Source organism: Paraburkholderia sp. BGA-UO-ETr-F12 (assembly GCF_059567945.1).
In genome coordinates, this window is sequence record NZ_JCAQOZ010000063.1 from 92465 (window position 1) to 105261 (window position 12797).

Below are 12797 nucleotides of genomic sequence, written 5' to 3' on the forward strand. Positions count from 1 at the left end.
CGCAGCAAGTTATCTGTATCTGGAGCAGTACTGACATGACGCTACTTTCCGTGCTCGATCAAACGCCCGTGATCGACGGGCACTCAGTGGCGGACGCCATCGCCGCCACCGTCGAACTCGCGCAACTGGCTGACGATCTCGGCTACACGCGCTACTGGTGCGCCGAACATCACGGCTTGCGCGGCGTGTCGAATCCCTGCCCCGAGGTGATGCTGGCGCGCCTCGGCAGCGTCACCAAACGCATACGCGTGGGCTCCGGCGGCGTGATGCTGCCGTACTACAGCCCGTTCAAGGTCGCCGAGCAATTCATGATGCTCGAGGCGCTGTTTCCCAATCGCATCGATCTGGGCGTGGGACGCGCGCCCGGTGGCGACATGCGCACCGCTCAGGCGGTCGCGGCCGGCGCCTACAATCGTGGCGACATTTTCCCGCAGCAGGTTGCCGATCTGGTCGGCCTGATGCATGGCAGCTTGCCCGAGGATCACCTCGCGCACGGCGTGCTGCTGCAACCGCAGATCGCCACGCGCCCGCAACTGTGGATGCTCGGTTCGAGTGAATTCGGCGGCTTGCTGGCGGCACAACTCGGGATCCGCTTTGCGTTCGCGCATTTCATCAACGCGCATTTCGGACACCAGGTGGCGCATGCCTATCGCGATCGTTTCAAACCCAGCCTGGAGGCGCAGCAGCCGTATCTGGCCGCCGCCGTATTCGTGATCTGCGCGGACACCGAGCAGGAAGCGGCCGATCTGGAAAAGGCCGTCGACCTGCGCCGCGTGCAAATGGCCTACGGTCTGAACGCACCGATTCCCACCGTCGAACAAGGCATCGCTCAGGAATACGGCGAACGCGAGCGTCTCGTCATCGACCGTGAGAAACCGCGCAGTATCATCGGCACGCCGGAAACCGTCACGGAGCGGCTGCACGACTTGCAGGCGCAGTTCCAGGCCGACGAACTGATTGTGCTCACCGTAGCGGGCAGCTATCGCGCCCGGCTGCGCTCCTATGAACTTCTCGCCGACGCGTTCCAGCTCGGACGCCCGGCCTCCACTCCCTAACCCTTCGAACCTGCATGAAACTCGACCTGAAGATTCTCGATGCGCGCATGCGCGATCAACTCCCGGCGTACGCCACCACCGGCAGCGCGGGCCTCGACCTGCGTGCCTGTCTCGACGAACCGTTGACGCTGAAGCCGGGCGAAACCGCGCTGGTGCCGACAGGTCTGGCGATTCACGTCGGCGATCCGGGTTACGCAGCGTTGATTCTGCCGCGTTCGGGTCTAGGTCATAAGCATGGGATCGTACTGGGCAATCTGGTCGGCCTGATCGATTCGGATTACCAGGGTCAACTGATGATCTCGACGTGGAACCGCGGCGAGACCACGTTCGTGCTGAATCCGATGGAGCGCCTCGCGCAACTCGTGATCGTGCCGGTGGTCCAAGCCGAGTTCAATATCGTCGACGATTTCGAAAGCAGCGAGCGTGGTGCGGGCGGGTTCGGCAGCACGGGCAAGCACTAGTCGAAGCCCCTTCGAACAGACATAAAAAAACGGCGTGGGATCGAACCCGCGCCGTTTTTTTGCCTGCCTCTGTAACGCCTGAAACTTACTCGACTTCGACCGCTTCCGGATTCGGATTGCGCGGCGCCGGGTGTTCGTCGAAGGTCAACTGCACCTTGTCTTCCGCATCGACGTCGACCGACACACGGCCACCGCTCATCAGCTTGCCGAACAGCAACTCGTCGGCCAGTGCACGACGGATCGTGTCCTGGATCAGACGCTGCATCGGCCGCGCGCCCATCAACGGATCGAAACCGTGCTTGGCGAGATGCTTGCGCAGCGCGTCGGTAAAGAGCGCATCGACCTTCTTCTCGTGCAACTGATCTTCCAGTTGCATCAGGAACTTGTCGACCACACGCATGATGATTTCCTCATCGAGCGCACGGAAGCTGATCGTGGCGTCCAGACGGTTACGGAACTCCGGCGTGAACATGCGCTTGATGTCGACCATTTCGTCGCCGGTTTCCCGACGATTCGTGAAGCCGATCACCGACTTGCCCATCGCTTCGGCACCCGCATTCGTCGTCATGATGATGATGACGTTGCGGAAATCCGCCTTGCGGCCGTTGTTGTCCGTCAGCGTGCCGTGGTCCATCACCTGCAGCAGCACGTTGTAGATGTCCGGATGCGCCTTCTCGATTTCGTCGAGCAGCAGCACGCAATGCGGCTTCTTCGTCACCGCTTCGGTCAGCAGACCGCCCTGATCGAAGCCGACATAGCCCGGCGGCGCGCCGATCAACCGGCTCACCGCATGACGCTCCATGTATTCCGACATGTCGAAGCGGATCAACTCGATCCCGAGCGTGAACGCCAGTTGCTTCGCCACTTCCGTCTTGCCGACGCCCGTGGGGCCGGAGAACAGGAACGCGCCGATCGGCTTGTCCAGCTTGCCGAGACCCGCACGCGCCATCTTGATCGCGGCCGACAGCGCGTCGATGGCCGGGTCTTGCCCGAACACCACGCTCTTCAGATCGCGATCGAGCGTTTGCAGCTTGCTGCGATCGTCTTGCGACACGCTTTGCGGCGGCACGCGAGCAATCTTCGAGATGATTTCTTCGATCTCGTTCTTGCCGATCGTCTTCTTCTGCTTCGACTTCGGCAGAATGCGTTGCGCCGCGCCGGCTTCATCGATCACGTCGATCGCCTTGTCCGGCAGATGACGATCCGTGATGAAGCGCGCCGACAACTCAGCTGCGGCCGACAGCGCACCCGACGAGTACTTCACGCCATGATGCTCCTCGAAACGCGACTTCAGACCGCGCAGGATCGCCACCGTCTGCTCGACGCTAGGCTCCGTCACGTCGACTTTCTGGAAACGACGCGACAGGGCCGCGTCTTTTTCGAAGATGCCGCGATATTCCGTGAAGGTGGTCGCGCCGATACACTTGAGCGTGCCCGACGACAACGCCGGTTTCAGCAGATTCGATGCATCCAGCGTGCCGCCCGACGCGGCGCCCGCGCCGATCAGCGTATGAATTTCGTCGATGAACAGAATGGCATGCGGACGTTCCTTCAGTTCCTTCAGGACCGTCTTCAGGCGCTGTTCGAAGTCGCCGCGATACTTGGTGCCGGCGAGCAGCGCGCCCATATCGAGCGAATACACCTGCGCATCCGCCAGAATGTCCGGCACTTCGCCGCGCGTAATGCGCCACGCGAGACCTTCGGCAATCGCGGTCTTACCCACACCGGCCTCACCGACCAGCAGCGGATTATTCTTGCGACGGCGGCACAACACCTGCACGACGCGCTCGACTTCCGACTCGCGCCCGATCAGCGGATCGATGCGACCGTCTTTCGCCATCTGGTTCAGGTTCTGCGTGAACTGGGCGAGCGGGGTTTCCTTCTGCGCGGCGGCTTCGTCGGACTCGGCATTCGCGTCGCTCGCTTTCGCGGCGTCCGTGCTGCTGGTCTTCGCAATGCCATGCGAGATGAAATTCACCACATCCAGACGCGTCACGCCCTGCTGCTGCAGGTAGTACACCGCATGCGAATCCTTCTCGCCGAAGATCGCCACCAGCACGTTCGCGCCGGTCACTTCCTTCTTGCCATTCGAGGTGGACTGAACATGCATGATGGCACGCTGGATCACACGCTGGAAACCCAGCGTGGGCTGCGTGTCGACGTCGTCCGTGCCGGGCACGGTCGGCGTGTTGTCATGAATGAAGTTGCGCAGGTTCTGGCGCAGATCCTCGATATTGGCCGCGCATGCACGCAACACCTCGGCCGCCGTTGGGTTATCCAACAGAGCCAATAACAGGTGTTCGACCGTTATGAACTCGTGCCGCGCCTGGCGTGCTTCCATGAACGCCATGTGCAGGCTGACTTCCAGTTCCTGGGCAATCATGCTTCCTCCATCACACACTGCAGCGGATGCCCGGCCTGCCGTGCGTGGGTAACGACTTGCTCGACTTTGGTCGACGCGATGTCCCGCGTATAGACCCCACAAACTCCCCTGCCCTCGCGATGCACCTTCAACATGACCTGCGTTGCGGTTTCACGATCTTTATTGAAATACTCCTGCACGATCATCACGACAAATTCCATTGGCGTGAAGTCGTCATTCAGCAGCACCACCTTGTACATGGATGGCGGCTTGAGCTTTTTCTCCTGCCGCTCCAGTACGGTGCTGTCCTGCTTGTCCGGGATAATCGCCATACACCCATTCTAAACAACTAGGACAGGCCCGCAATCCTGTCAAAACCCGGCCGACCGGCCGGTGAGCCCGTTCGCTACCGCCTATGGGTAATTACCCCCACGGCGCTGCGTCATTCGACGAGCCGATTGCGGAGCCGGCCCCTATCCTGTGAAGCGTCGCAGTCGTGCTGCGCCGCAGTCGGATCGAGTATCGCACAACCTGCCGGTACTGGCTGAAGCTGCTCGCCCCGCTGCATCGGTAGGTTCTGCCACCCGCAGAACAGCATGTGAGTCGATTATGCGACTTTTCAAGACACCACGCTTGGGCAACCGCACATAAGAAAATAAAAGCGGGAAAAACCCTGGAAACGCCTGTTTGCAACACGACAACGACGTCTCAAAATTTTCTTGACACTCGAATAAAGAGCCTCAACAATCAAGCTGGCACTTTTTTCACTGCGCCATAATTTCGAAAAAATGCCGTTGGTGAGCTTGTGAGGAGGGAGCGGCTGCATCATGCGGCCGTCGAGCTTTTCGAGGGCTCGTGGTAGTGACATGAGTTACAGGGGAAGTTGGAATGGCAACTGGTACGGTCAAATGGTTCAATGACGCAAAAGGTTTCGGATTCATCACGCCTGACGAAGGTGGTGAGGATCTGTTTGCACACTTCTCGGCCATCCAGATGAATGGGTTCAAGACCCTCAAGGAAGGTCAAAAAGTAACCTTCGAGGTCGTGCAAGGCCCGAAAGGCAAACAGGCATCGAACATCCAGGCACCTGCCTGAAACTGTTCGTTACCCGTCCTTTGAAACCCGGCTCCGTGCCGGGTTTCTTTTTGGGGCGGCGCTTTCCAGTTTGAGGCGCATTTTGAATGCGAATCGTTGTTGCGGTTCGAGATGCGGGTTGATTGAATGTCTCAAATATTGGACACCGAACTTCCTTTCCGAACGCTTTCGATCTCCACCTGATAACGAACATACAAAAAACCCCGGCCGCCTCACGGCGCCGGGGTTTTGAATTCAAGCCGGGCAAACCGGCGCGAATCGCTTACATGTTTTCGATCAGCACCTGGCCGAAGCCCGAACAGGACACTTGCGTCGCACCTTCCATCAGGCGCGCGAAGTCATACGTGACCCGTTTTTGCAGAATCGACTTTTCCATCGATTTGATGATCAGATCCGCCGCTTCGGTCCAGCCCAGGTGACGCAGCATCATCTCGGCCGAGAGAATTTCCGAACCCGGATTTACATAGTCTTTGCCGGCGTATTTCGGCGCCGTGCCGTGCGTGGCTTCGAACATGGCGACCGAATCCGACATATTTGCACCCGGTGCAATTCCGATACCGCCGACTTGCGCGGCCAGCGCGTCCGAAACATAGTCGCCGTTCAGATTCAGCGTGGCGATCACGTCGTATTCGGCCGGGCGCAGCAGGATTTGCTGAAGGAACGCGTCGGCAATCACGTCTTTCACCACGATGTCGCCACCCGTTTTCGGGTTCTTTATCTTCATCCACGGACCGCCGTCGATCAGCTCCGCCGCGAATTCCTTTTGCGCCAGCGCATAGCCGTAGTCGCGGAATGCGCCTTCCGTGAACTTCATGATGTTGCCCTTGTGCACAAGCGTGACCGAGCGGCGCTCGTTGTCGATCGCATACTGGATCGCCTTGCGCACCAGACGCTCCGTGCCTTCGCGCGACACGGGCTTGACACCGATCCCCGAGGTTTCCGGGAAGCGGATCTTCTTCACACCCATTTCCTCGCGCAGGAACTTGATGACCTTCTTCGCGTCTTCCGAGCCGGCAGGCCATTCGATGCCGGCATAAATGTCTTCCGAGTTCTCGCGGAAGATCACCATGTCGATCTTTTCAGGCTCACGCACCGGCGAAGGCACACCCTTGAAGTACTGCACCGGACGCAGGCAAACATACAGATCGAGTTCCTGACGTAGCGCAACGTTCAGCGAACGGATGCCGCCGCCAACCGGCGTGGTGAGCGGACCCTTGATCGAGACAACGTATTCCTTCAGCACCTGCAGCGTCTCTTCCGGCAGCCACACGTCCGGGCCGTACACCTTGGTCGATTTCTCGCCGGCGTAGATTTCCATCCAGTGGATTTTCTTCTTGCCCGCGTACGCTTTTTCTACTGCGGCATCCACCACTTTCAACATCACCGGCGTGATGTCGAGGCCCGTTCCATCGCCTTCGATATACGGAATGATCGGCTGGTCGGAAACGTTGAGCGAGAAATCTGCGTTGACAGTGATCTTGTCACCACCGGTCGGAACCTTGATGTGCTGATACGGCATGATCGACTCCAGTGAAGGCTGTGCTGAAAGCTGATGGGGAGACTGCGGAAACTGGGTGCTCCTCGCTGCGCGCAATGCCGGACGCCCGCGAGCGGCCTGGTCGCCTATTCTAGCCCACGCCGACGCGGCAACGAGGCCGTCGCGGCTCGGGGTTTTCCAACATGGTCGAAAATCAAAGCGGCAAGGTGCTTTATTCTTATGTCTTATATAAGACATAAGACTTGCGACAAGCGATTATGCATTACTATTCCGCGATTTACCATTGGGCCAGCATCTCTTCCGGCTTGAGCGGCACGCCACCGCCGCAGCCGGCGCCAGCCGACCTTCACCGATTCCCTTATGCGACTTATCGCCCTGAACAAACCGTTCGGCACCATTTGCCAGTTCTCGCCGCATGAAACGCGCGCGTCGCTAGCCGACTGGGTGAAGGTGCCCGGCGTTTATCCAGCGGGCCGGCTCGACTCCGATAGCGAAGGGCTGATGCTTCTCACCGACGACGGCGCGCTGCAAGCGCGCATCGCCGAACCGCGCCACAAACTGGTCAAACGTTATTGGGCACAAGTGGAAGGCGCAGTCGACGATGCCGCGTTGAAGAAGCTCGCGCGCGGCGTCGATCTCGGCGATTACGTCACGCGGCCCTGTCGTGCGGATTACGTCGAGCCAGGCGGATCGCTCTGGGCCCGCACACCGCCGATCCGCTACCGCGCCGCGATTCCCACCACGTGGATCGAGTTGTCGATCACCGAAGGCAAGAACCGCCAGGTACGTCGGATGACTGCCGCGGTCGGATTTCCGACGCTGCGTCTTGTACGCGCGGGCATCGGCGCACTCGATATTTTTGCGCTCGGGCTGCAGCCCGGAGAGAGTGTCGAATTGCCGCTGAAGGCGCCATGGGAAGGCATGGTTTGAAACGGTTCACCTGCACGCCATGCCGGCGCCGCTCCGGCATCAAGTTTGTATTCTGACCGGCGATAAAAAAGCTAACTCGTTGTATCCGCAAACAAAAATAGCGCGTGAAACCAAGCTGAAAACGCGTGAAACAATTGCTTCCGCGATCACTGCGCGGCTACTCATTTGCATCAGCGCATCCGCATATAAATTTTCCACAAAAAACACGTCAACCGGTGCGCGAGCTCACGCGTTATTCGACGCAGATGCCGCCCGAAGCTATCCGGCATTCAGCCTTAAGGGCCTTTGCACAAGCCGCTCACGCGGCGAGTACAGGGAGTCTGAACGCTAAACAGACGCGTCGAAAAAAATCTCGATGCGGCTGTCAACCGAAAGGTGGATGGCACGTTTACCGACATGACTCTACATATAACCGGGTCATTTGGTTAATTAACTCAAGCTGAGGATTTACAAAATGAACAAACTGATCGCCGCTCTGGTCGCTGGCCTCTTCGCAACGGCAGCATTCGCACAAGCTTCGGCACCGGCAGCAGCTTCGGCAGCTCCGGCAGCAGCAGCTTCGTCGGCAAAGAAGACCACGAAGCACGCTCACAAGAAGTCGCACAAGAAGGCAGCAGCAGCTGCTGCAGCTTCGGGCGCTTCGGAGTAAGTTTGTTGTAAAAACGCAGTCAAGAACACGCTTCATTGCCGTTCTTACGGCGTTGAAAGGCAGATCACCGCAAGGCGATCTGCCTTTTTGTTTTTGACGCGCTCGCGTAACATTCGCGGGTTAATTTCCAGCAAGGAGTCATGCCGTGCGATTTCCCATGCGCTCGTTGATTGCGCGTTTCGCTGTTGCCGTTGCCCTGCCGCTTGCGGCGATCTCGTTCGCCGCGACCACCGCTGCTCCCGCTCACGCGCAACAGATGCCGGCCGGCGCGAAGCAACCCGGCGACTTCCCGCGCGCGAAGCTGACGGCGGGCATGTTCGTGATCGACGCCGCCGTTGCCGCGAATGACGCCGACCGCGAACAAGGCCTGATGTATCGCACGACCCTCGCGCCGAATGAAGGCATGTTGTTCGTCTTCAATGAAAACGCCGTGCATTGCTTCTGGATGAAGAACACGTTGATCCCGCTGTCGATCGCCTTCATGCGCGCCGACGGCACGGTCACCGATATCGACGAAATGCAGGCCGAGACGACCAACAATCACTGCCCGAAGAACAACGGCGTGTATGCGTTGGAAATGAGCAAGGGCTGGTTCTCGTCGAAAGGCATCAAACCGGGGATGAAAATCCAGGGGTTGCCGGCCGCGCAATAAACGCGCTAAACGCGCGCCGCCACTCCGCCGCTCCTCGAGCGGCCGCTTTCCGGAAAAGCCGGTGCCTTTCACGAGGTGCCGGCTTTTTTTTGCGTTCCGCGCGAAGCAGGCCATGCCATCTCCGGCCCCGCGCCGGGAGCCATGCCAGCAGGCCGTCACACGCAGCTGGCAAGATTCCTGCAAAAGACGGGCCGACGCGCTATCCTAGTATTCTTGGCAAAGCAGCATCCAAGGCTCCCCGGGCAGCACAGATTGCCGCCCGGCAAGCGTTTCAGGCGCGCCATTTCAAGGAGGTTCACGTGCCCCGCAAGACTCCCATCGAGCGCTACCGGAATATCGGCATTAGCGCTCACATCGACGCCGGCAAAACCACCACCACCGAACGCATCCTGTTCTACACAGGCGTGACCCACAAGATCGGCGAGGTTCACGACGGTGCTGCGACGATGGACTGGATGGAACAGGAGCAGGAGCGCGGCATCACCATCACGTCGGCGGCCACCACCGCCTTCTGGAAGGGCATGGCCGGCAACTACCCCGAACACCGGATCAACATCATCGACACCCCGGGCCACGTCGACTTCACGATCGAAGTGGAACGCTCGATGCGCGTGCTCGACGGCGCGTGCATGGTGTACGACTCGGTCGGCGGCGTGCAGCCGCAATCCGAAACCGTGTGGCGCCAGGCGAACAAGTACAAGGTGCCGCGCATCGCGTTCGTCAACAAGATGGACCGGGTGGGCGCGGACTTCTTCCGTGTGCAGCGGCAGATCGGCGACCGCCTGAAGGGCGTCGCGGTGCCGATCCAGATTCCGATCGGCGCGGAAGAACACTTCCAGGGCGTGGTCGATCTGGTGAAGATGAAAGCGATCTACTGGGACGAAGAGAACCAGGGGATCAAGTTCGAATATCGCGATATTCCGGCCGAACTCGCCGACACCGCCAAGGAATGGCACGACAAGATGGTCGAGGCCGCGGCTGAAGCGAATGAAGAACTGCTCGACAAGTATCTCGGCGGCGAGACGTTGAGCGAAGAGGAAATCAAGCACGCCATTCGCGCGCGCTGCATCGCCAACGAAATCGTGCCGATGCTGTGCGGCAGCGCGTTCAAGAACAAGGGCGTGCAGGCCATGCTCGACGCGGTGATCGACTATCTGCCCTCGCCCGTCGACGTGCCCGCCATTACCGGTCACGACGAGCACGACAAGGAAATCGAGCGTCATCCAACCGACACCGATCCGTTCTCGGCGCTCGCCTTCAAGATCATGACCGACCCGTTCGTCGGCCAGTTGATCTTCTTCCGCGTGTATTCGGGCGTGGTGAATTCGGGCGATACCGTCTACAACGCCGTCAAGGAGAAGAAGGAGCGCCTTGGCCGGATCCTGCAGATGCATGCGAACGAGCGCAAGGAAATCAAGGAAGTCTACGCGGGCGACATCGCCGCGGCAGTCGGCCTGAAGGAAGCGACCACCGGCGACACGCTGTGCGATCCGCAGCACGTGATCATTCTCGAACGGATGATCTTCCCGGAACCGGTGATTTCGCAGGCCGTCGAGCCGAAGACCAAGGTCGATCAGGAGAAGATGGGCATCGCGCTCAATCGTCTCGCGCAGGAAGACCCGTCGTTCCGCGTGCAGACGGATGAGGAATCCGGTCAGACGATCATCTCCGGGATGGGCGAGTTGCACCTGGAAATTCTGGTCGACCGGATGAAGCGCGAGTTCGGCGTCGAGGCGACTGTCGGCAAGCCGCAGGTGGCTTACCGCGAAACGGTGCGCAACAAGGTCGAAGATGTCGAAGGCAAGTTCGTCAAGCAGTCGGGCGGCCGTGGCCAGTACGGCCACGCGGTGATCACGCTCGAACCGTCGGAGCAAGGCAAAGGCTACGAGTTTGTCGACGCGATCAAGGGCGGCGTGATTCCACGCGAGTACATTCCGGCGGTCGACAAGGGCATTCAGGAAACGCTGAAGGCCGGCGTGCTGGCGGGCTATCCGGTGGTCGACGTGAAAGTGACGCTGACCTTCGGTTCGTACCACGACGTCGACTCGAACGAAAACGCCTTCCGTATGGCCGGTTCGATGGCCTTCAAGGATGCGATGCGCAAGGCAAGGCCCGTGCTGCTCGAACCGATGATGGCCGTCGAAGTGGAAACGCCGGAGGACTTCATGGGCAACGTGATGGGCGATCTGTCGAGCCGTCGCGGCATGGTGCAAGGCATGGAAGACATCGCCGGCGGTGGCGGCAAGCTGGTGCGCGCCGAAGTGCCGCTCGCGGAGATGTTCGGCTATTCGACGTCGCTGCGTTCGGCCACGCAAGGCCGCGCGACCTACACGATGGAGTTCAAGCACTACGCGGAAACGCCGAACAACGTCGCGGAAGCCGTGATCAGCTCGAAGCAGAAGTAAGCGCCGAGGTGGCTGCACGCAATGTGCGGCCACCCGGACTGAAGCAAAAAAGCCCGTCCTTGGTGGACGGGCTTTTTTTTTCATCGCGGCGCGGGGTCGTGGATACCGGCACGCTCCACGCGGCGAATAATCACTCAACGTCCCAGATATCGCGACCGTTCAGCGCTTGCACCGGACGTTGATTGCCGTGATAGAACGCCTCCATCGCGTGCAGTTGCTGCGGCGTGATCGTCACGGGTTCCTTGAACTCGATCCAGGTCACCCCTTCGGAGCAAGGCGGCGTGGTCAGCGAGCCGCTATAGGTGTAATAACCGCGATTCCCCGGCAGCAGATCGAGCGGGTTGATCGTGACGCCTCTCGCCATCAGCTCCGCGCCCTGCTCACGAGGGATACGATCCAGCAGGGCCTGAATAACCGGATTGGCTTGCGCCCCGAGTTTGAACTGAACCGCCAGCACGAGCAGTTTGCCTTCGTCGGAGCGGTGAACGAAGTGAGCATCCATCACGCTCGCCTTGCCGGCGAAGCGCTCTTCACCCGGTGCGTGAAAGTGGAACTGGACCAGCTGGTAGGCATGGGCGCCGAGCGAAATGCTATCCGTGCCCGGTGCCGCGTTGAACTGTACGGAGTGCCCGGTGTTGGAAATGTCGATCGGCAGCGGCTGGTAGTTGATTTTCAGCCTGGGCATATCGGCGGGCGCCTTCTTCGCACTTTCGATATTGATCGGCGATTCCGCGCGGCCGCTTTCGCAAGTATGAAAGTCTTTGCTGATTTCCCCCCAGTGAGCGGGGCCGTGGTCGCCGCTGTAGCCCCACTCGTGGCCGGCTTCGGCCCAGGCGCTGGATGCGGCAAAGGCGAGGCAAAGCAGCGCGCCACAGGACAATCGTTTAATCTGCTTCATGGTGGTTAAACCCTTGAAAAATTGACAGAGCGCCAGCCTGCGTTAGCGCATGGGGCGGCACTATCGGACAACTCGTAAAAGCAGCCCGTGCGAGACAACCGACAAGGGTTCCGGGCGGGTTCGGAAAACGCGAACACCCGCAGCGGCGAGCCACACGCCTGTTTCTGAACGTGCAAAAATGCCGCAAGGCGGCGCGTCCATCACCCGGGCGGCCGCCCACGAGGAGACACACCATGAGCCAGGATCACGAACACCCGCATTACAAGGACGAGCACCCGTCGGCGCCGGTCGACTGGCGCGAGCACGGCGTGAAGGTCATCAAGGCCGACCAGCTCGACAGCAACACCGCGCAAACGCCCGGTATGAATCGCGCGGCGGCGATCAATGCGGCGCGGGTCGGGGCGCAGAAAATCTGGGCCGGCACCGTGACGATCCATCCGAACGCAAAGACCGGTGCGCATCATCACGGCGCGCTCGAAAGCGTGATCTACGTGGTGCGAGGCCAGGCCCGCATGCGCTGGGGCGAACATCTGGAGTTCACGGCCGAGGCCGGCCCGGGCGACTTCATCTTCGTGCCGCCTTACGTGCCGCATCAGGAAATCAACGCGAGCACCGACGAGCCGCTCGAATGCGTGCTGGTGCGCAGCGACAATGAAGCGGTGGTGGTAAATCTGAACATCGACGCGGTGGAAGCGCCGGAAACGGTCTTCTGGGTCGATCCGATTCACAAGCATCCGCACGAACATTGAATCTCCCGTTCGCGCCGTTTCGCGTATCGTGCCAGTGGCCCCC

General features: G+C 60.1%; 12 protein-coding genes. 8 read left to right on the forward strand and 4 right to left on the reverse strand.

The window, feature by feature from the left end; all coding sequences use genetic code 11:
• The first annotated feature begins 35 nt into the window (after window positions 1–35).
• A complete protein-coding gene (locus tag AC57B6_RS31210; RefSeq protein WP_183796463.1) occupies window positions 36–1055 on the forward strand; it encodes an LLM class flavin-dependent oxidoreductase in 1020 nt (339 codons plus the stop codon).
• A 14-nt stretch (window positions 1056–1069) separates the two neighbouring features.
• Window positions 1070–1516, forward strand: coding sequence for a dUTP diphosphatase (gene dut, locus AC57B6_RS31215; RefSeq protein ID WP_028197901.1), 447 nt, complete (start codon window positions 1070–1072; stop codon window positions 1514–1516).
• Window positions 1517–1601: 85 nt separating this feature from the next.
• Here dut and clpA read toward each other — a convergent pair whose 3' ends face one another.
• On the reverse strand, window positions 1602–3899 hold the full coding sequence (clpA, locus tag AC57B6_RS31220; RefSeq protein WP_020069123.1) for an ATP-dependent Clp protease ATP-binding subunit ClpA: 2298 nt from the start codon (window positions 3897–3899) through the stop codon (window positions 1602–1604).
• On the reverse strand, window positions 3896–4210 hold the full coding sequence (clpS, locus tag AC57B6_RS31225; protein ID WP_028197902.1) for an ATP-dependent Clp protease adapter ClpS: 315 nt from the start codon (window positions 4208–4210) through the stop codon (window positions 3896–3898). The genes clpA and clpS overlap by 4 nt, the downstream gene beginning before the upstream one ends.
• A gap of 556 nt (window positions 4211–4766) precedes the next feature.
• Here clpS and AC57B6_RS31230 point away from each other — a divergent pair.
• Complete coding sequence (locus AC57B6_RS31230) at window positions 4767–4973, forward strand: cold-shock protein (protein WP_007180614.1); 207 nt, start codon at window positions 4767–4769, stop codon at window positions 4971–4973.
• A 262-nt stretch (window positions 4974–5235) separates the two neighbouring features.
• On the opposite strand, the gene icd is transcribed toward AC57B6_RS31230, so the two are convergent.
• Complete coding sequence (gene icd, locus AC57B6_RS31235) at window positions 5236–6492, reverse strand: NADP-dependent isocitrate dehydrogenase (RefSeq protein ID WP_028197903.1); 1257 nt, start codon at window positions 6490–6492, stop codon at window positions 5236–5238.
• A gap of 339 nt (window positions 6493–6831) precedes the next feature.
• Between icd and AC57B6_RS31240 the strand changes: the two genes are divergently transcribed.
• From AC57B6_RS31240 to fusA, 4 genes are all read left to right on the forward strand, one after another.
• A complete protein-coding gene (locus AC57B6_RS31240; RefSeq protein ID WP_496422773.1) occupies window positions 6832–7401 on the forward strand; it encodes a pseudouridine synthase in 570 nt (189 codons plus the stop codon).
• Between the two features lie 454 nt (window positions 7402–7855).
• Window positions 7856–8050: a hypothetical protein gene (locus tag AC57B6_RS31245; RefSeq protein ID WP_011489640.1), complete on the forward strand. Its 195-nt coding sequence runs from the start codon at window positions 7856–7858 to the stop codon at window positions 8048–8050.
• A 145-nt stretch (window positions 8051–8195) separates the two neighbouring features.
• The gene (locus tag AC57B6_RS31250; protein WP_028197905.1) at window positions 8196–8702 is read left to right on the forward strand and encodes a DUF192 domain-containing protein; all 507 of its coding nucleotides are present in this window, start codon (window positions 8196–8198) and stop codon (window positions 8700–8702) included.
• 299 nt (window positions 8703–9001) lie between these two features.
• A complete protein-coding gene (fusA, locus tag AC57B6_RS31255; RefSeq protein ID WP_028197906.1) occupies window positions 9002–11107 on the forward strand; it encodes an elongation factor G in 2106 nt (701 codons plus the stop codon).
• A 130-nt stretch (window positions 11108–11237) separates the two neighbouring features.
• Here the strand turns inward: fusA and AC57B6_RS31260 are convergent, their stop codons facing one another.
• A complete protein-coding gene (locus AC57B6_RS31260) occupies window positions 11238–12005 on the reverse strand; it encodes a carbonic anhydrase (RefSeq protein WP_183796462.1) in 768 nt (255 codons plus the stop codon).
• A gap of 233 nt (window positions 12006–12238) precedes the next feature.
• On the opposite strand from AC57B6_RS31260, the gene AC57B6_RS31265 reads away from it, so the two are divergent.
• Window positions 12239–12754 carry a cupin domain-containing protein gene (locus AC57B6_RS31265; protein ID WP_028197908.1) on the forward strand — a complete coding sequence of 172 codons (516 nt, stop codon included), beginning with the start codon at window positions 12239–12241 and terminating at the stop codon, window positions 12752–12754.
• The last annotated feature ends 43 nt before the right edge of the window (window positions 12755–12797 follow it).